The 18,049-nt window shown below is 71.8% G+C and carries 17 protein-coding genes; 10 read left to right on the forward strand and 7 right to left on the reverse strand.

What is annotated here, in order from left to right; genetic code table 11:
• Positions 1 to 6: 6 nt before the first annotated feature.
• Complete coding sequence (locus AVKW3434_RS16495; RefSeq protein ID WP_272565830.1) at positions 7 to 1,143, reverse strand: VanZ family protein; 1,137 nt, start codon at positions 1,141 to 1,143, stop codon at positions 7 to 9.
• A 23-nt stretch (positions 1,144 to 1,166) separates the two neighbouring features.
• Complete coding sequence (locus tag AVKW3434_RS16500) at positions 1,167 to 1,595, reverse strand: CopD family protein (RefSeq protein WP_272565831.1); 429 nt, start codon at positions 1,593 to 1,595, stop codon at positions 1,167 to 1,169.
• 126 nt (positions 1,596 to 1,721) lie between these two features.
• Between AVKW3434_RS16500 and hemB the strand changes: the two genes are divergently transcribed.
• The 10 genes from hemB (at position 1,722) to AVKW3434_RS16550 (ending at position 13,769) form a co-directional block, all read left to right on the forward strand.
• Complete coding sequence (hemB, locus tag AVKW3434_RS16505; protein ID WP_284394575.1) at positions 1,722 to 2,729, forward strand: porphobilinogen synthase; 1,008 nt, start codon at positions 1,722 to 1,724, stop codon at positions 2,727 to 2,729.
• A gap of 69 nt (positions 2,730 to 2,798) precedes the next feature.
• Positions 2,799 to 3,977: a magnesium transporter CorA family protein gene (locus AVKW3434_RS16510; RefSeq protein ID WP_284406700.1), complete on the forward strand. Its 1,179-nt coding sequence runs from the start codon at positions 2,799 to 2,801 to the stop codon at positions 3,975 to 3,977.
• 105 nt (positions 3,978 to 4,082) lie between these two features.
• Positions 4,083 to 5,078: an ABC transporter ATP-binding protein gene (locus tag AVKW3434_RS16515; RefSeq protein ID WP_284394579.1), complete on the forward strand. Its 996-nt coding sequence runs from the start codon at positions 4,083 to 4,085 to the stop codon at positions 5,076 to 5,078.
• On the forward strand, positions 5,075 to 5,911 hold the full coding sequence (locus AVKW3434_RS16520) for an ABC transporter permease (protein WP_284406701.1): 837 nt from the start codon (positions 5,075 to 5,077) through the stop codon (positions 5,909 to 5,911). The genes AVKW3434_RS16515 and AVKW3434_RS16520 overlap by 4 nt, the downstream gene beginning before the upstream one ends.
• Before the next feature lies 1 nt (position 5,912).
• Entirely contained in the window at positions 5,913 to 6,716 is an 804-nt protein-coding gene (locus AVKW3434_RS16525; protein WP_284394583.1) for an ABC transporter permease, read from the forward strand.
• Positions 6,717 to 6,783: 67 nt separating this feature from the next.
• Complete coding sequence (locus AVKW3434_RS16530) at positions 6,784 to 7,314, forward strand: MarR family winged helix-turn-helix transcriptional regulator (protein ID WP_284406702.1); 531 nt, start codon at positions 6,784 to 6,786, stop codon at positions 7,312 to 7,314.
• A 13-nt stretch (positions 7,315 to 7,327) separates the two neighbouring features.
• Complete coding sequence (locus tag AVKW3434_RS16535; protein WP_284406703.1) at positions 7,328 to 8,920, forward strand: efflux transporter outer membrane subunit; 1,593 nt, start codon at positions 7,328 to 7,330, stop codon at positions 8,918 to 8,920.
• A 61-nt stretch (positions 8,921 to 8,981) separates the two neighbouring features.
• Complete coding sequence (locus tag AVKW3434_RS16540; protein ID WP_284406704.1) at positions 8,982 to 10,283, forward strand: HlyD family secretion protein; 1,302 nt, start codon at positions 8,982 to 8,984, stop codon at positions 10,281 to 10,283.
• Positions 10,284 to 10,385: 102 nt separating this feature from the next.
• Complete coding sequence (locus AVKW3434_RS16545; RefSeq protein ID WP_284406705.1) at positions 10,386 to 11,954, forward strand: DHA2 family efflux MFS transporter permease subunit; 1,569 nt, start codon at positions 10,386 to 10,388, stop codon at positions 11,952 to 11,954.
• A 174-nt stretch (positions 11,955 to 12,128) separates the two neighbouring features.
• A complete protein-coding gene (locus tag AVKW3434_RS16550; RefSeq protein WP_284406706.1) occupies positions 12,129 to 13,769 on the forward strand; it encodes a CehA/McbA family metallohydrolase domain-containing protein in 1,641 nt (546 codons plus the stop codon).
• A 141-nt stretch (positions 13,770 to 13,910) separates the two neighbouring features.
• Here the strand turns inward: AVKW3434_RS16550 and AVKW3434_RS16555 are convergent, their stop codons facing one another.
• The 5 genes from AVKW3434_RS16555 to AVKW3434_RS16575 all read right to left on the reverse strand — a co-directional run bounded on the left by AVKW3434_RS16555 (position 13,911) and on the right by AVKW3434_RS16575 (position 17,897).
• Entirely contained in the window at positions 13,911 to 14,588 is a 678-nt protein-coding gene (locus tag AVKW3434_RS16555; protein ID WP_284406707.1) for a glycosyltransferase family 2 protein, read from the reverse strand.
• On the reverse strand, positions 14,585 to 15,229 hold the full coding sequence (locus tag AVKW3434_RS16560; RefSeq protein WP_284406708.1) for an SAM-dependent methyltransferase: 645 nt from the start codon (positions 15,227 to 15,229) through the stop codon (positions 14,585 to 14,587). The genes AVKW3434_RS16555 and AVKW3434_RS16560 overlap by 4 nt, the downstream gene beginning before the upstream one ends.
• Position 15,230: 1 nt before the next feature.
• The gene (locus tag AVKW3434_RS16565) at positions 15,231 to 15,989 is read right to left on the reverse strand and encodes a PIG-L deacetylase family protein (protein WP_284406709.1); all 759 of its coding nucleotides are present in this window, start codon (positions 15,987 to 15,989) and stop codon (positions 15,231 to 15,233) included.
• Positions 15,977 to 16,978 (reverse strand): acyl-CoA dehydrogenase family protein, encoded by a 1,002-nt coding sequence (locus AVKW3434_RS16570; RefSeq protein ID WP_284406710.1) that lies wholly within the window; start codon positions 16,976 to 16,978, stop codon positions 15,977 to 15,979. Before AVKW3434_RS16570 ends, AVKW3434_RS16565 begins: the two co-directional genes overlap by 13 nt.
• A 229-nt stretch (positions 16,979 to 17,207) precedes the next feature.
• Positions 17,208 to 17,897, reverse strand: coding sequence for a dienelactone hydrolase family protein (locus tag AVKW3434_RS16575; RefSeq protein WP_272565844.1), 690 nt, complete (start codon positions 17,895 to 17,897; stop codon positions 17,208 to 17,210).
• Positions 17,898 to 18,049 lie beyond the last annotated feature (152 nt).

The raw sequence follows: 18,049 nt of genomic DNA on the forward strand, positions 1-18,049 counted from the left end.
GGCATTTTAGGAGCCGATGCGAACAGGGGTATCCGCGTGGCCCTCGGCCGGGTCCCGGTCGCGCCGGGCCACGCGCTGCACCACATAAACCAGGGTGGCGTAGGGCCAGAGCCAGCCCAGCCATTGGCCCAGGCCGTAGAAGCGGATGAAGCGGCCCTGCTCCCAGGCCTGCAGGGTGTCGGCGAAATAGGCGCTGGTGGGCGCCTGGTTGAGGATGTTCAGATGCAGCATCAGCAGCAATAGCAGCACGGCGGCGCTGGCCCGGCGGGGCAGGCCGGCCAGCATCAGCGCGACGGCCATGCCGGCCCACACGCCCACGCGGGCCGGGGTGCCGAGCCACTCCCAGGCATGGGCCGGGCCGTAGCTGAGCGCGGAGGACAGCGCGGTCACCGACACGCCCGCTACCACCGTGGCCAGCGAGAAAGCCACACGGCGGCCGATGTGGCGGATCACGCAGTAGCCCAGCAGGCAGGGCACGAGCAGGCCCAGCATCACGGCCAGCAGTTCGGCACTGGGCGACAGGGCTTCCAGCGGCGTTTCGCGCAGCGGCAGCCAGTCCAGGAACGGGGTGTCGGCCAGCAGGTCTTCCAGCGCGATCTCGAGCCGCTCCCACATCTGGCCCAGCCCGAACGGCACGGCGGCGGGAAACAGCAGCGCCACCGGCCACAGCGCGAGCAAGGCCAGCGCCCCGCTGGCGTCGGCGACGAACCACCGCGCCCGCAGCCGGCTCCAGCGGGCCAGCGCGCCCAGCCGCTCCAGCAGCGCCGCCAGCAGCGCACCGCCCAGTGTGCCGAGCGCGTTCAGCATCAGGTCCATGTTGGAGGGCACGCGCCGCGGCAGGTAGATCTGCAGGAACTCCATCAGCATCGAGAGCAGCGCGCCCGCCAGCGCGGCCACGGGCACCGCAGAGCGCGGCCAGCCGGTGCGCAGCAGGGCCAGCGCCAGCAGAAAGCCGAACGGCGCATAGCCCGCGATGTTGATGTTGACGTCGAACCACGTCCAGTACGGCGGGGGGATGCGGGCGGTAAGGAACACCCACGGCGAGATGCCCTGCTCGCGCCAGCCGTCGAAGGGGAACAGGCTGGCGAAGACCACGAGGGCCGCGTAGATCAGCGCCAGGGGCCAGGCGGAGGTCTTGTGCACGGCGGGAGCGCGCGGCCGGCGCGTTAGAAGGGTTTGACGACGACCAGCACCACCGCGGCCACCAGCAGCAGCACCGGCACTTCGTTGAACCAGCGGAACCAGCGGTGGCTGCGCCGGCTCTGGCCGCTGGCCAGCTTGCGCAGCAGCACGCCGCAGGCATGGTGATAGCCCACGGCGAGCACCACGACCAAGAGCTTGGCGTGCATCCAGCCGTTGCCCGGCCCGCGGCCGATGCCGTACCCCAGGTAGAGCCACAGCCCCAGAGCGATGGCCGGCACGGCCAGGAAGGTGGTGAAGCGCAGCAGCTTGCGCGCCATGAGCAGGAGCCGGTCGCGCTCGGCGGCCGAGCCCGGTGCCACCATGGCCAGGTTGACGAAGATCCGAGGCAGGTAGAACAGGCCGGCGAACCAGCTGGCCACGAAGACGATGTGAAAGGCTTTGACCCAGAGCATGGGGGCAGTGTACGTGCCGTGTCGGGCCGTCCGGCGGAGTCCGACGCGCAAAAACCACGGCTGCCGGCGTCACGTCGAAGGGCCGGGCGGAGACCGCCCCGCGGCAATGTGGCGCACAATTTCGGGATGCATCTGTCCAGCCCCACCCCCTTCCCCCAGAACCGTCCGCGCCGCCTGCGCCGCGATGCCTTCACCCGCAACCTCGTGCGCGAGCATGCCGTCACGCCGCACGATCTGATCTACCCCGTGTTCGTGCACGAAGGCCAGGGCCGCAGCGAGGCCATCGCGTCGATGCCGGGCGTGGAGCGCCTGAGCCTGGACCTCCTGCTGCCGGTGGCCGAGGATTGCGTGAAACTGGGCATTCCGGTGCTGGCGCTGTTTCCGGCCATCGACCCCGCGCTCAAGGCGCCGGACGGCAAGGAGGCGCTCAACCCCGAGGGCCTGATTCCCCGCGTGGTGCGGGCGCTCAAGAAGGAATTCCCCGCGCTGGGCGTGATGACCGACGTGGCGCTGGACCCCTACACCAGCCACGGCCAGGACGGCGTGCTCGATGCCACCGGCTACATCATCAACGACGAAACGGTGGAGATCCTCACCGGCCAGGCGCTCACGCATGCCGAGGCGGGCGTGGACATCGTGGCGCCCAGCGACATGATGGACGGGCGCATCGGTGCGATCCGCGAGGCGCTCGAAGTGCAGGGCCACATCCACACGCGCATCATGGCCTACAGCGCCAAGTACGCGAGCGCCTTCTACGGCCCGTTCCGCGATGCCGTGGGCACGCGCGGCGCCCTGGGCAAGGCCGACAAGAACGTGTACCAGATGGACCCGGGCAACACCGACGAGGCGCTGCGCGAGGTGGCCCTCGATATCGCCGAAGGCGCCGACATGGTGATGGTCAAGCCCGGCATGCCGTACCTGGACGTGGTGCGCCGCGTGAAGGACGAGTTCCGCGTGCCCACCTTCGCCTACCAGGTGAGCGGCGAGTACGCCATGCTCAAGGCCGCGGCCGCCAACGGCTGGCTCGACCACGACGCGGTGATGATGGAAAGCCTGCTGGCCTTCAAGCGCGCCGGCGCCGACGGCGTGCTGACGTATTTCGCCCGTGACGCGGCGCGGCTGCTGCAAAAGTAAGCGACCGCCCCCCGGCCGCCTGCCCGCAGGGCCGGCGCCGGCGTCTTCCCCGCCCCGCCCCAGGCCCCCATGCGCATCTTTCACATCCACCAGGGCAACGCCACCGAACTGGCCGCCCTGCCCTCCCAGCCCCCGGCCGCCGGCTTTTACTGGATCTCGTGCACCCGCGCGGCTTTCGGCGAGCAGCTGGGCCTGCTGCAGGCCGCGCTGCAGGCCACCACCGGCCTGCAGCTGGTGGACCTGCACGTGTCCGACCTGCTGAACGCGCAGCTGCCATCGCACTACGACTACACCTCGCAGTACGACCTGCTGGTGTTCCGCCGCCTAGCGGCCGCCGGCCCGGGCGCAGCACCGGCCAGCGCAGCTGGCGCGGCAACCGCGGCAAGCCCGCAGACCGCGCCTCCCGCGGCGCCAGGCCGCATGACGGGCCCGCCGGTGCTGCGCCGCATCGACACCAGCCCCGTCGGGTTCGCCGTGTTCGATCAGGTGCTGCTGTCGGTGCACCCGGCCGACTGCGCGGTGCGCGATGCCTATGCGGCGCGGCTGCTGGCCGCCGCGCGGGGGGAGGCCCGGGGCGATGCGCCGCGCGACCACCGGCCGCCCGGTTCCTCGCCCGTGGCGCGCCTGCCGACCTCGCCCGCCGATCTGATGATGCGCGTGGTCAACCTGATCGTGGACGGCTACCTGGACCTGCGCCGCGAGCTGAGCCGGCAGCTCGACCACTGGCAGGCCGAGCTGCTCAAGCCCCGCGCGCGCTTTGCCAACTGGAGCGCGCTGCTGGAGGCCCGGCTGGCGCTGCACCAGCTGGACGAAATCTGCGAGGACCAGAACACCGCCGTGCAGGACTGGATCGATGCGGTGGAGACCTGGCCCGAGCCTGAAACCCCGGCGCTGCAGCGCGAGCTGGACCTGCTCAAGGTGCGCAGCCGCGACGTGCTGGAACACATCGAGCGCGTGGTACACCACGTGCGCCGGCTGGAGCAGAGCACCGAGACAGCGGTGCAGATGCATTTCAGCGTGCAGAGCAACCGCACCAACGACATCATGCGCACGCTCACGGCGCTCACCGCCGTGTTCCTGCCGCTCAACCTCATCGCGGGCATCTTCGGCATGAACTTCGAGTTCATTCCGCTGGTGCACAAGCAGGACGGCTTCTGGTGGGCGATGGGCTCGATGACGGTGATCGCGGTGGCGCTGATCGCGCTGTTCTGGCGCAAGCGCTACCTGGCCCGCACGGGCCACCACTGAGGGGGCACGGGGCGCCGGGCCCTGCGCGCCGATAGAATCGGCGCCCCTTCGCACATCCCTCCCGCCCCGTCCTTGCGGCCCGCCCGCAGCGGCGCCCCCGTTCCCATGGCCCACATCCTCGTCGATCAGCTCGTCAAGACCTACCGCATCGCCGAGCGCGCGCCGGGCCTGGGCGGCGCGCTGCGCGGGCTGCTGCACCGGCGCACGCGCACGGTGGCGGCGCTGTCGGGGGTGTCGTTCACGCTGGAGCGCGGCGAGCTGCTGGGCTTCATCGGGCCGAACGGCGCGGGCAAATCGACCACCATCAAGATCCTGTCCGGCATCCTGCGGCCCGACGGCGGCCGCGTGGAGATCGACGGCCGTCACCCCAGCGACGACCGCGAGCGCCACGTCGCCCGCATCGGCGTGGTGTTCGGCCAGCGCACCCAGCTGTGGTGGGACCTGCCGGTGGGCGAGGGGTTCGATCTGCTGCGTGACATCTACCGCGTGGACGAGCGGCGCTACCGCCGCGCGCGCGACGAGCTGGTCGCGCTGCTGTCGCTGGAGGGCGTGCTGGCCCAGCCCGTGCGCCAGCTCTCGCTGGGCCAGCGCATGCGCGCCGAGATCGCGGCGGCGCTGCTGCACGAGCCCGACATCCTGTTCCTGGACGAGCCGACCATCGGCCTGGATGCGCCGTCCAAACTCGCGGTGCGGGACTTCGTGCGCCGCGCCAACCGCGAGCGCGGCACCACGGTGCTGCTCACCACCCACGACATGCACGACATCGAGGCGCTGGCCGAGCGCGTGATCGTGATCGGCCATGGCCGCGTTCTGGCCGACAGCCCGGTCGAGGCCCTGCGCGCCCAGGTGATGGCCGAGCGGCGCCTGGTGGTCGATTTCGGGCACGACGCGCCCGTGCTGGCGCCGCAGCCCGGCGTGTCGGTCCATGCGCGCGAGGGCCGCTCGCTGGTGCTGGGGTTCGATCCGGCCGTCACCACGGCGCCCGCGCTCATCGCGCAACTGGTGGCCGCGCACGCCGTGCAGGACATCCGCCTGGAGGGCCTGGCGATCGAGGAGGTCATCGCCCGCTTCTACGCGCTGCACGGCGCGGCCGAGGCATGAGGCCGCCGCTGGCGCTGCGGCCCTACACCGCCGCGTTCGTCTCGCGCTTTCTGCAGATGCTGCAGTACCGCACGGCGGCGCTCGCCGGCTTCGGCACGCAGTGCTGGTGGGGCGGCATCAAGGTGATGGTGCTGGCCGCGTTCTACGGCGGGGCGGGCGCCTCGGGCGTGTCCATGCCGCTGCAGCAGGCCATCACCTACACCTGGCTGGCCCAGGGGCTGCTGGCGCTGCTGCCGTGGTCGGGCGACCCGGAGGTGGCGCAGGCCGTGCGCACGGGTGCGGTGGCGTACGACCGGCTGCGGCCGGTGGACGCCTACGGCCTGTGGTTCGCGCGCAGCGCCGGCTGGATCGCCGCGCGGGTGCTGCCGCGCGTGGCGCTGATGGCGACCTTCGCCGCGGGGGTGCTGCCGCTGCTGGGCTGGCGCGAATGGGCCTGGCAGCCGCCGGCCAGCGCGGCTGCGGGGCTGGCGTTCGTGCTCTCGGCCGGCCTGGCGGTGCTGCTGTCCACCGCGCTGGTGATGCTGCTGAACGTGGCGGCCACGGCGGCGCTCAACGAGCGCGGCATCAACGCGCTGGCCGTGCCGGCCGTGGTGGTGCTGTCGGGCAACCTGCTGCCGCTGCCCCTGCTGCCCGATGCGTGGCAGTGGGCGCTGATCGCGCAGCCGCTGGCGGGGCTGCTGGACATTCCGTCACGCATCCATTCCGGGCACTGGGCCGGCTGGCAGGCCGTGGGGGGGCTGGCCCTGCAGGCCTTCTGGATCGCCGTGCTGGTGGCGCTGGGCCGCCTGGCGATGCGGCGCACGCTGCGCCACCTCGAAATCCAGGGCGGCTGAGATGGGATCGTTCGCGCTCTTCATCCGCCTGGCCGGCGCCTCGCTGCATGCGCAGGCGCGCTACCCCGCGTCCGCCATGCTGATGACCCTGGGGCAGTTTCTCGCCACGGGCATCGAGGTGGTCGCGGTGTGGGCGCTGTTCCATCGCTTCGGCAGCGTGCAGGGCTGGAGTCTGGGCGAGGTGGCACTGTTCTACGGCCTGGTGAACTGCATGTTCGCGGTGGCGGACGCGCTGGGGCGCGGCTTCGACGTGCTGGGCACCGAGTTCCTGCGCACGGGCGCGTTCGACCGGCTGCTGCTGCGCCCGCGGCCGCTCGCGCTGCAGCTCATGGGCCACGACCTGCGCCTGAGCCGGCTGGGGCGGCTGCTGCAGGGGCTGATGGTGGTGGCGTTCGCCACCGCGCAGGCGCCGATCGACTGGACGCCGGCCACCCTCGCGCTGGCGGCATGGGCGGTGGCCGGGGGCGTGGCCCTCTTCCTGGGCATCCTGGTGCTGCAGGGCACGCTGGCGTTCTGGACCGTGGAGAGCCTGGAGATCGCCAACGTGCTCACCTACGGCGGCGTGCAGGCGGCGCAGTACCCGCTGGCGCTTTATGCGCAGTGGTTCCGCCGCCTGCTGACCTTCGCCGTGCCGCTGGCCTGCGTGGCGTATTACCCGGGCCTGGCGATCCTGTCGCACCCCGATCCGCTGGGCGCGCCCGCCTGGGTCGGCTGGGTGTCGCCCGCCGCCGGCTTCGCCTTCCTGGCCGCTGCCTTCGGGGCCTGGCGCCTGGGCCTGCGGCACTACGCCTCCACCGGCAGCTGACCCCTTCGAACCCGACCCGGCAAATAGAGACTTGACATTGTTTGTCTAGTCAATTATTGTTCAGGCCATGATCGACGCACAAAACCCCGATGCCAGCCGCCTGCCGCCCGCCCCAATCACCGTGGCGGGCATTCCGTTTCTGGTGGAAGAAAGCATCGGCTACCAGATGCGCCGCATCGTGTGCATCGTCGCCAGCGAGATCGAGCGCCGCATGGAGCCCCTGGGCCTGACCGATGCGCAATGGAAGCCGCTGCTGCGCCTGTACCTGAACCACGAGAACACGGTCGCGGGCCTGGCGCGGCTGTGCCAGCTCGACGCCGGCGGCATGACCCGCCTGCTCGACCGGCTGGAGGCCAAGGGCCTGTGCTCCCGCACGCGCTCGGTGGAAGACCGCCGGGTCGTGCACATCGAACTCACGCCCGAAGGGCATGCGGCGGCCGCGCAGATTCCCGACATCCTGGGCAACGTGCAGCAGGTGTGCGCCCAGGGTTTCCAGCCGGCCGAGTACCACCAGTTGCAGGATTTCCTCAAGCGCATCCACGGCAACCTGCAGACGCTGGGGGCGGCGGCCGACACCGCTGCGCCCCGCCCATCCTGAGAGTCAGTCCACCATGAACGCCACTTTTCCCTCCACGCCCGCCGCAGCCGATGCGGCCTCGGCCCGCGACGCCGCGGCGCCCGACACCCCCAGCCCGCTGCGCGGCGCGCTGCAGTATTTCGCCACGCTGGCCATCGCGCTGGCGGCCCTGCCGGGCCTCACGGCCTGCGCCGACATGTCCGGCATCGCGCCCCATGCGCAGATGCGCGACGCCGCCTCGCTCGGCCTCGCGGCGCCGGCCGCCGGTGCTGGCGCGGTGGCGCAGAAGTCCTTCGCCGAAGCCACGCTGCCCACGGACTGGTGGCTGGGCTTCGGCGACGGCCAGCTCGATGCGCTCATCGACCGCGCCCTGGCCACCAACCCCAACCTGAAGCTCACCGAGGCGCGCATCGCCCGCGCCCAGGCCTTCATCGAGACCGCCCGCGCGGCCGACGGCCCGCAGCTCAACGGCAGCCTGGACGTGAACCGGCAGCTCTACAGCGCCAACGGTCCCTACCCGCCGCCGCTGGCCGGCAGCGTGCTCAACAGCGGCACCGCGCGCCTGTCGGGCAGCTGGGAGATCGACTTCTTCGGCAAGAACCGCGCCGCGCTCGAATCCGCCCTGGGCAGCGCCAACGCCGCGCAGGCCGATGCCCAGGCCGCGCGCCTGCTGCTGGCCAGCAACGTGGCGCGCAGCTACTTCCAGCTGGCGCGCCTGAAGGCCCAGCTGGGCGTGGCCGAACGCACGCTGGCCCAGCGCAACGAAACGCTGCGCCTGGTGCGCGACCGCGTGGATGCGGGCCTGGACACCCAGCTGGAGCGGCGCCAGAGCGAAGGCGGCCTGCCCGAGGCGCGCCAGCAGATCGAGGCGATCCAGGAGCAGATCGCCCTCACCCGCAATGCCCTGGGCGCGCTGGTGGGTCAGCCAAATGCGGCGAACGCCCTAGATTTTCCTGCCCTGGATGCTATTCATTCGATAGCAATCCCCGGCACGCTGCCGGCCGACCTGCTGGGCCGGCGGCCCGACGTGGCCGCCGCGCGCTGGCGCGTGGAGGCCGCCACCCAGGACGTGGCCGTGGCCAAGGCGCAGTTCTATCCGAACGTGAACCTGACCGCTTTCCTGGGCCTGTCGTCCATCGGGTTGGACCGCTTCGCCGAGGCCGGCAGCAAGGAGTGGGGCATCGGCCCGGCGATCCGCCTGCCGATCTTCGACTCGGGCCGCCTGCGCGCCAACCTGCGCGGCAAGGCCGCCGACGTGGATGCGGCGGTCGAGAGCTACAACGCCGCGCTGCTGGATGCCGTGCATGACGCGGCCGACCAGCTCGCCTCGGCCCGCTCCATCGACCGCCAGCAGGCCGAGCAGCGCCACGCGCAAGAGGCCGCCGAGGCCGCCTACGACATCGCCCGCCAGCGCTACCAGGCGGGCCTGGGCAACTACCTGAACGTGCTCACCGCCGAAACGGCCGTGCTGCTGCAGCGCCGCCAGGCCGTGGACCTGGAGGCCCGCCGCCTGGACACCCAGGTCGCGCTGATCCGCGCCCTGGGCGGTGGCTACGCCGCCACCACGCCCGGCGCCGCGGGTGCCGTGGCCACGGCGGCCCCTGCCGCCGCCACCGCGGCGCACTGAGCCGCCCGCCACCCCCTTTTTACCGAACCGAACACCTTCCCGACCGCGAGGAGCCCTTTCCATGAACGCACCGCAAACCCCCGCCACCGCGCCCGCAGACCCCGGCGCCGCCAAGGCCCGCCGCCGCAAGGCCCTGATCTCGCTTGCCGCCGTCGTGGTGGTGGCGGGCGGCGCCTGGGGCGTCTACGACTGGCTGGTGGCCAGCCACTACGAAGACACCGACAACGCCTACGTGCAGGGCAACGTCATCCAGATCACGCCGCAGACGGGCGGCACCGTGATGTCCATCCTGGCCGACGACACCGACTTCGTGAAGGCCGGCGCCGCGCTGGTCAAGCTCGACCCTGCGGATGCCAGCGTGGCGCTGGAGCAGGCCGAGGCGGGCCTGGCCCAGGCGGTGCGCCAGGCGCGCACGCTCTATGCCAACAACGGCTCGCTCAACGCGCAGATCAGCCTGCGCCAGGCGGACGTGGCCAAGGCCCGTTCCGACATCGCCCGCGCCACCGACGACCTGCGCCGCCGCCAGGCCCTGTCGGGCAATGGCGCCGTGTCCAAGGAAGAGTTGAACCACGCGCAGAGCCAGCTCGATGCGGCCCGCACGGCGCTGGCCGCGGCCGAGGCCGGCGTGGTGTCGGCGCGCGAGCAACTCGCCAGCAACCAGTCGCTCACCCAGGGCATCTCGGTGGACCAGAACCCCAACGTGCTGGCCGCCGCCGGCAAGGTGCGCGAGGCCTACCTGGCCGCCCGCCGCACCGACCTGCCCGCCCCCGTGGACGGCTACGTGGCGCGCCGCACCGTGCAGCTGGGCCAGCGCGTGGCCGCCGGCACGCCGCTCATGACCGTGGTGCCGCTCAACCAGGTGTGGGTGGATGCGAACTTCAAGGAAAACCAGCTGCGCAACCTGCGCCTGGGCCAGCCCGCCAAGCTCACGGCCGACCTGTACGGCAAGAAGGTGGAGTACACCGGCACCATCGCCGGCATGGGCGTGGGCACGGGCTCGGCCTTCGCGCTGCTGCCCGCGCAGAACGCCACCGGCAACTGGATCAAGGTGGTGCAGCGCGTGCCGGTGCGCATCGCGATCGATGCCGAGCAATTGCGCACCCACCCGCTGCGCGTGGGGCTGTCCATGGACGTGAAGGTGGACACGCAGGACCGCAGCGGCCACCTGCTGGCCGACGCGCCGCGCACCCAGGCCGTGGCGCAGACCGCGGTGTACGACGACCTGGACAAGGGCGCCGGCGCCGACGTGGCCCGCATCATCGCGGCCAACGCCGGCCCGGGCTACAAGCCCACGCTGGCCGCCGCGCCGGCCAAGGGTGCGTCGCAGGTCGCCATGGCACCGGCCACGACCGCGTCGCACTGACCCTGCGAACCGCCTCGGCGGCGCCTCGCCCCTCCAAGACAGACCCGCTGCGCACCGCCGCAGCGGGCCAGCCGTAGAACCACTCCCACAACACGCTGACCCATGTCTTCCCCCAACACCCCTGCGCCCCAGGCGCCGCCACCCCTCGAAGGCAGCGCGCGCATGTGGGGCACGCTGGCCCTCTCGGCCGCGACGTTCATGAACGTGCTGGACACGTCCATCGCCAACGTGTCCCTGCCCGCCATCGCGGGCGACCTGGGCGTGAGCCCCACGCAAGGCACCTGGGTCATCACCAGCTTCGCGGTGGCCAATGCCATCGCGGTGCCGCTGACGGGCTGGCTGTCGCAGCGCTTCGGGCAGGTGCGCCTGTTCGTGGCCAGCGTGACGCTGTTCGTCCTCGCCTCGCTGCTGTGCGGCATCGCACCCAACATGGCCACGCTGATCGCCTTCCGCGCGCTGCAGGGCTTCGTGGCCGGGCCGATGATTCCGCTGTCGCAGTCGCTGCTGCTGTCCAGCTACCCCAAGGCGCTGGCCGGGCTGGCGATGGCGATGTGGTCGATGACCACGCTCGTCGCGCCGGTGATGGGGCCGCTCCTGGGCGGCTGGATCACCGACAACATGAGCTGGCCGTGGATCTTCTATATCAACGTGCCGGTGGGCATCATGGCCGTGCTGGTCACCTGGAGCATCTTCCACAAGCGCGAATCCGAGCGGCGGGCGCTGCCCATCGACTCCATCGGCCTGGCGCTGCTGGTGATCTGGGTCGCGGCCATGCAGGTGATGCTGGACATCGGCAAGGAGCACGACTGGTTCGCCTCGCCCTGGGTGGTGGCGTGCGGCGTGGTGGCGGTGGTGGGTTTTGCCGCCTTCATGATCTGGGAGCGCGGGGAGCCGCACCCGGTGGTGGACCTCACGCTGTTCCGCATCCGCAACTTCTGGGCCGGCGCGCTGGCTACATCGGTGGGCTACGGTTTGTTCTTCGGCAACGTGGTGCTGCTGCCGCTGTGGCTGCAGCAGTACATGGGCTACACCGCCACGCAGGCCGGCGAGGTGCTGGCGCCGGTGGGGCTGCTGGCGCTGGTGCTCTCGCCCGTGGTGGGCAAGAACATCGCCAAGGTGGACCCGCGGCGCTTCGCCACCTTCGCGTTCCTGGTGTTCGCGCTGGTGCTGTGGATGCGCTCGCGGTTCAACACCCAGGCCGACCTGACCACCATCATGGTGCCCACGATCATCCAGGGCATCGCCATGGCGTTCTTCTTCATTCCGCTGGTGACGATCACGCTGTCGGAGATCGCACCCGCACGCATTCCGTCGGCCTCGGGGCTGTCGAACTTCATGCGCATCACGGCCGGGGCCATCGGCACCTCGGTCTCGACCACGCTGTGGGAGCGGCGCGCCACGCTGCACCACGCGCAGCTCACCGAAGGGCTGCAGCAGGGCGGCGTGGCCGTCACGCAGACGCTGCAGGGGCTGCAGGCGGGCGGCCTCACGCCCGAGCAGGCGCTGGCGCAGGTGGAGCGCATGGTGAACCAGCAGGCCTTCATGCTGGCCGCCAACGACATCTTCTATGCGTCGGCCGTGCTGTTCCTGCTGCTGATTCCGCTGGTCTGGCTGGCCCACCCGGTGCGACCCAGCGCCGGCAGCGCGGACGCCGCGGCCGGCGCGCACTGAGGCCGGGGCCGGGGCGACTGTTGCGCCACGGCCTCACTCCGGGGCATTCTCGCGGGCAAAAAGCCGCCTGCGCAGGCGATGTCATCACGGGTTCATCCGGGATTTCTACAAACGCGGGGCTGCCACCGGCATGCGCCGGCCGGCGGCCCCTGCGTCAAAAAATCCAGATAACCCATGACCCGCCCCTCTGCCCCTGCCCCCAAAACCTTCCGCCGTGCGCGGATGCCCCTGGCCATCGCCCTGGTTCTTCCCTCCCTCCTGCTGGCGGGCTGCGGCGACTCCGGCGACGGCACGCCCGCCGCCGAACAGGGCCGCTGGACCACCGGCGACCTGCACACCCACACGGTGCAATCGGACGATTCGCGCACGACGCAGACGCTCGACTTCCTGCTCGGCAAGGCCTTCACCACCTACCGCCTGGACTGGATGGCGGTGACCAACCACCTGCGCTCGTCCAAGTACGACAACGCGGCCAACCTGCTGCCCGCTCCCAAGGCCTTCGCCTATGGCATGGAGGCCTATGAGATCCCGCGCATCCAGGCGCTGCAGGGCTCCGGCAACTACGCCGGCAAGCTGATCTTCTCGGGGTTCGAGTGGGACATGCCCACGCACGACCACATCGGCGTGGGCCTCTTCGAGGGGGCCAGCGGCAGCCTGAAGCCCTCCACCAGCGGGGCCAAGGAGTTCCAGTACCTGTTCACCACGGGCGCCGAGTCGCTCTTCGACGCGGCGGACGTGGCCCGCTGGAAGGCCCAGTACCCGCAGCGCTTCAACCAGACGGCCGACGACGCGCTCAAGGCCATCGCCTGGCTGAAGGCGAAGTACCCCGACACCAGCTACGCCCTGATCAACCACCCCTCGCGCAACCCGGGCAAGTATTCGATCGCCGATCTGCGCCAGATGAACGATCTGGCGCCCAGGATCGTGTTCGCCATCGAAGGCATGGTGGGCAACCAGCTCGAACCCGACCGCGGCGGCTACACCTCGGCCTACATCGACGCCAACCAACCCAACCGCACCTACGGCGGCACCGACGCCATCGTGGCGAAACTGGGCGGCGTGTGGGACGCGCTGCTGGGCGAGGGCCGCCGCATCTGGAACATCGCCGACTCCGACTCGCACTTCGAGATCGACTCGAACAACAACAGCAGCGGCTACTACCCTGGCGAATACGCCAAGAACCACGTCTGGCAGGCCAGCAAGGCGGAGGGGGGTATCGGCGGCCTGATCGACAGCCTGCGCGCGGGCCGCAGCTTCGGCGTTTTCGGCGACCTCATCAACGCGCTGGACTTCAACGTGTACGCCCTGAGCGGCAAGGGCACCATGGGCCAGGAGATCAAGGCCTCGGCCGGCGAGAGCGTGACGGTGCGCATCCGCTTCAAGAGCCCGCCGGTCAACAACTACCAGCGCCCGGTGGCCAGCGGCAACCTGGGCAACATGACGCCCAAGGTGGACCACATCGATCTCATCGCGGGCGACGTGGGCGAGCGCGCGCAGCCCGGATCGGCCGCCTACCAGCAGGCCACCAACCCGACCACCCGCGTGCTGCGCCGGTTCACGGCCGCCGACTGGACGCAGGACGGCGAGGGCTACTACACCATGGAGATTCCGCTCACCATCGCCAGGAACCAGTATTTGCGCCTGCGCGGCACGAACCTGGGCGAGAACGTGGCTGGCCTCACCGCGAACGGCGAGCCGCTGGCGGACCAGGCGGTGACCACCTCCGACCCGGCCCAGCGCCACGACCAGATCAACGACCGCAACTACGGCAACCTCTGGTTCTATTCCAACCCGATCTTCGTGTCGGTGCGCTGAAGGCCGGGCGCGGCGGGGCGCCTGGCGCCTCTGGACGGCCGGGGCAGTTTGCTACTTATTTAATAGCACAATGCCCTAGAAACATATGCGCTGAAGCCCTTTTTGGCTCGATTACCGCGCGGGCGCTGGCGGCGGCCCGCTTCACGTCAGGGCGGCGCCGGCCGGCACCCCGCCCCCCGTGTGCCAGCGCGCCTGCAGCCACGCGGCGAACCCTTCCGGCGCGCGGGCGATGCAGCGTGCGCTGGTGATCACCCGCGGGTCGCGCACCCACGCCACCGTCGCCTGCTGGGCGAGCAGGGCCTCGACCAGCCGCACGTCCTCGTGCGCCACGAGCGGCGCGAAACCGCCCGCGCGCCGGTAGGCCGCGGACGAGACGCCGAGGTTGGCGCCGTGGATGTGCCGGTGGCCGTTGCGGTCCTGGTAGTGCGATGCGAAGGCCTGCGCCACGTGCAGGGGGTGCTCGTGCCAGTCCTCCACGCCGATCGTGCCGCACACGGCATCGCTCGCGCAGGCCAGCTGCGCCGTGATCCACTGCGGCGGCACGCGGCTGTCGGCATCGGTGCAGCACAGCCAGCGGGCGCCGAACCCGACCAGGTGGTCCATGCCCACCGCCCGCGCCGCGCCGACGCAGCGCGCGCCGATCTCCACCACGTCGCAGCCCCACGTGCGCGCCAGGGCTGCCGTGGCGTCCCGGCAGGCATCGGCCACGACCACGATGCGCACGGGTTCCTGCACCTGCGCGGCCGCCGCGCACACCGAATCCAGGCAGGCGCCGATGAGGGCGGCTTCATCGTGCGCCGGAATGCACACGCCGATCATGGGGCGCCCTCCGCCGCACGGGCCAGCCGCTCCTGCGCGCCGCCCGCTTCCGCCACCGAGGTGCCGCTCCCGTTCTGCCACACGTCGATGCGCATGTCTTCGTCGCACCAGCCGCCCACGTGGTCGAGCGCCAGGGTGTCCCGCGCCTGCGCGTGGACGCCGTCGCCATGGGCCGGCGCATCGGCCACCGGCGCGCGCCAGTGGCACATCGCCAGGTGGCCGCCGCGCTGCAGATGCCCGGGCACCTGCGCGAGGAAATGGGCGAAGTCGGCCGGCGGCAGGTAATAGGCCAGTTCCGCCACCACGATGAGGTCGCTGGGAGCCTCGGGCCAGTGCTGCGGAAAGCGCCAGTGCCGCAGCGCCACATGGCCGGCGCCGCTCAGCGTGGCGGCGGCGCGCTCCAGCGCCGCCGCGCTGGCATCGGATGCGATGAGCCGGTCGCAGCGCGCGGCCAGCGCCACCGTATTGCCACCCACCGAGCAGCCGGGCTCGAAGCCCTGGGCGTACCTGGGACGGGGGAGCGCGGCCAGCAGCAGATCGCGTTTGCGGCGCTCGTACCAGCGCGTGTGCACGCCCCACGGGTCGGCGCTGCGCGCGTGCAGTTGATCGAAGTGCGCGGTATCGGCCAGGGGCGCGCCCATGTCAGGCCATCGCCCACTCGAAGCGGCCGCTCCAGGCCTGCAGCGCCGAAGGCGGCAGCACCGGCGCCACGCCGCCGTCCGGCTGGATCTGGCTCTGGAAGGCGCGCACGGCGCGGGCCTTGGCCTGCACCAGGTCATCGGCCACGGCGATGCGCCGCAGCGTGCGATGGCGCAGCCGCGCGTGGGCCGCGTGTTCGGGCACCAGGGCCCAGACGGGGTATTCGATGCAGCAGGCCCCCACCGTGCGGGCCGCCGCCAGGGCGGCGCGGGCGCAGGCCTCGTGGTCGGGGTGGCCGTCGTGGCGCCACGGCACGAAGACCGTGTCGCCCGGCGCCAGTTGCAGGTGCGCCGCAAGCGCAAGCTCCTCGGCCGCCAGGCCGCCATCGGGCAGGCCCAGGCGCACCACGGTCGCCGCGATGCCCAGTTGCGCCAGGGCGTCGGCCGACTCCTGCGGCCGGACGTGCCGCAGGCGCTCGGCGGGCCAGGCGTGCGAGCCGGGGTGGCTCGCCTCCCCATCGGTGACCGCGTAGACCAGCACCTCGTGGCCACGGCGCGCCAGTTGCGCCACCGTGCCGCCGAGCACCAGCACCTCGTCGTCGGGGTGCGGCGCGACGACCACCACGCGGCTGAAGGGCGCCACCAGCGATTCGGGGGTGGCCGGCAGCAGCCGCGGCTGCGGCGCTGCCGGCACCGGCGTGCGCGCGGGCACAGCCCGCAGGCGCCGGGCGGCGGGCTTGTGGGATGCGATCACAGCGTCCATGCGTTGTCTCCAGGAAGGGTTTCGTTCGCCTGGGCCGCCAGGCGGCCGAGCACCGCCAGGTCCCATTCGGCATGGCTTTGTCGCAGGAAGACCGCAAGATCCGCCACGCGCTGGGCGTGGTCAGCGTCGCGGCACAAAGGGCCCGCCCCCAGGGCGCGCCCCACGTGGTCGAGCGTGGTGGACGCGGCCGCTTCCACGGTGCCGCGCACCTGCAGGGCCTCGCGGCGGCCGAACGGCGGGCCGCCCGCCCGGTGCGCATCGATGGTGGCGGCGGCATGGCGCAGTGCCAGGGCGGACGCGGACAGCGCGCAATCCACCGCGCCCAGGTGGGCGGCCAGCAGGTCGTCCGCCGCCGCGCCGCGCTGCTGCACCCGCTCGCGCAGGCGCTGTGCCACGGCGGCAGCGGCACCGTGCCAGCAGGCGGCGATGCCGGCCGCACCGTGCCAGAAGCCCGGCCGGTCCAGGTAGGCACCGGGCGCCCCCACGGGCCATGCCGGTACCGTGTCGAACAGCACGTCGACGCTGGCGGTATCGGCCATGCCCACGGCGTCCCAGCCCTCGCGGGTGACGGTGACCCGGGGGTGGTGCATGGACACGGCAATGAGTTGAACCTGCCCGTCCGCATCGCGGGCCGTGGCCAGGGCGGCACTGACGCCCGAGGCGCCCGAGCACCAGCACTTGCGGCCGGAGACCACCAGCCCGCCGTCGGGGCCCGCGGCCAGCTGCAGTTCGGCGCCGGCCGGCCCGCCCGCCGCCCACACGCCCCACAGGCCCTGCGACGGATCGACCGCACGGACCAGCGCGGCGGCGGCGCCATCGCCCAGGATCTCCCGCGCGATGCCGACCGCGTCCAGATGGGATTCGAACAGCTTGCCGATGGCGGCGTCCTCGCCGGTCACCTTGGCGAGCCAGCGAAAACGATCGGCGGTGGTGGCACGGGCCTGCGGGTCGGCATCGAACGCCTGGACCCGGTCCAGTGCGTGGCGCACGGGGGTGCCCAGAGGGAAATCGGTGGGGGGAAGGAGATCGCGGCGCATCCTTCCGACGCTAGGGGGAGGCCCTCGGCGGCCGTGTCAGCCTCGGCCCCCTGCCGCTGTGGGACGACGGTCGGCGGCCCCCTGCCGTTGTGGGGCGCCGGTCGGCGGACCGCTGCTGTTGTAGGACGCGGGTCGGCCGCCTCCGGGCCCGCGGCCGGTCAGGCGGCCCCGTGGGCTCCGCTCAGCCCACGTGCTTGGCGAAGAACGCCAGCGTGCGTTCGCGCGCCAGGGTGGCCGAGGCCTCGTCGTAGGAGCCGCGCTGGTCGCAGTTGAAGCCGTGGTCGGCGTCGTACACATGCACCTCCACTTCCGGGTGGGCCCGGCCGAAGGCCTGCACGCTGTCGAGCGCGATGAAGTGGTCGCGGTCGCCGAAGTGCGCCAGCACCGGAACCTTCGGGGTGCGCGCGCTTTCCTCGGTGGTGGTCATGCCGCCGCCGTAGTAGCAGACGGCGGCCGACAGGCCCTGCAGCTCGCACGCCGCGCGCCAGGTGAGCAGGCCGCCCCAGCAGAACCCCACGATGCCCACCTTGCCGCCGCCGGCCTGCGCCGCGTGGTCAATGGCGGCCTGGATGTCGGGCAGCACGCCCGCGCCGGGAAGCGCCTCGACGCGCGACTTGAGCGCGATGCCGTCCTGCATGTCCTGCGCGCTGTAGCCCAGCTCGACCCCGGGCTGCACCCGGGCGAAGGTGGCGGGCGCCACGGCCAGGTAGCCGCGCGCGGCCAGCCGGTCGGCCACGGCGCGGATGTGCGAGTTCACGCCGAAGATCTCCTGCAGCACGACCACGGCGCCGCGCGCCTGGCCCTCGGGCTGCGCGACCCAGGCGGGCACCTTGAAACCGTCAGCCGATGCGATGTCCACGAAATTGCCCATGATGATGCGACTCCTTTGCCGGAAGGGATGGGTGAGAGAGGGTGGTTGAAAGAAAGCGGAACGGTGAAAAGACGCGCCGGCCCGGTGGTGGCCCGGGCCGGCGGATGCTGTAATGCGGGACCTTTCGCCAACGGTGCATTCTTGCAGGAGAC

The sequence above is a fragment of the Acidovorax sp. SUPP3434 genome (assembly GCF_030159015.1).
In the GTDB taxonomy this organism is placed as follows: domain Bacteria; phylum Pseudomonadota; class Gammaproteobacteria; order Burkholderiales; family Burkholderiaceae_C; genus Paracidovorax.

Coding starts and splice junctions, on each gene's coding strand:
- AVKW3434_RS16530 (WP_284406702.1), top strand. CDS start 6,784: ATGATCGACGCACAAAACCCCGATGCCAGCCGCCTGCCGCCCGCCCCA.
- AVKW3434_RS16575 (WP_272565844.1), bottom strand. CDS start 17,897: ATGGGCAATTTCGTGGACATCGCATCGGCTGACGGTTTCAAGGTGCCC.
- AVKW3434_RS16535 (WP_284406703.1), top strand. CDS start 7,328: ATGAACGCCACTTTTCCCTCCACGCCCGCCGCAGCCGATGCGGCCTCG.
- AVKW3434_RS16525 (WP_284394583.1), top strand. CDS start 5,913: ATGGGATCGTTCGCGCTCTTCATCCGCCTGGCCGGCGCCTCGCTGCAT.
- AVKW3434_RS16540 (WP_284406704.1), top strand. CDS start 8,982: ATGAACGCACCGCAAACCCCCGCCACCGCGCCCGCAGACCCCGGCGCC.
- AVKW3434_RS16555 (WP_284406707.1), bottom strand. CDS start 14,588: ATGATCGGCGTGTGCATTCCGGCGCACGATGAAGCCGCCCTCATCGGC.
- AVKW3434_RS16520 (WP_284406701.1), top strand. CDS start 5,075: ATGAGGCCGCCGCTGGCGCTGCGGCCCTACACCGCCGCGTTCGTCTCG.
- AVKW3434_RS16500 (WP_272565831.1), bottom strand. CDS start 1,595: ATGCTCTGGGTCAAAGCCTTTCACATCGTCTTCGTGGCCAGCTGGTTC.
- AVKW3434_RS16515 (WP_284394579.1), top strand. CDS start 4,083: ATGGCCCACATCCTCGTCGATCAGCTCGTCAAGACCTACCGCATCGCC.
- AVKW3434_RS16560 (WP_284406708.1), bottom strand. CDS start 15,229: ATGGGCGCGCCCCTGGCCGATACCGCGCACTTCGATCAACTGCACGCG.
- AVKW3434_RS16510 (WP_284406700.1), top strand. CDS start 2,799: ATGCGCATCTTTCACATCCACCAGGGCAACGCCACCGAACTGGCCGCC.
- AVKW3434_RS16545 (WP_284406705.1), top strand. CDS start 10,386: ATGTCTTCCCCCAACACCCCTGCGCCCCAGGCGCCGCCACCCCTCGAA.
- hemB (WP_284394575.1), top strand. CDS start 1,722: ATGCATCTGTCCAGCCCCACCCCCTTCCCCCAGAACCGTCCGCGCCGC.
- AVKW3434_RS16550 (WP_284406706.1), top strand. CDS start 12,129: ATGACCCGCCCCTCTGCCCCTGCCCCCAAAACCTTCCGCCGTGCGCGG.
- AVKW3434_RS16565 (WP_284406709.1), bottom strand. CDS start 15,989: ATGGACGCTGTGATCGCATCCCACAAGCCCGCCGCCCGGCGCCTGCGG.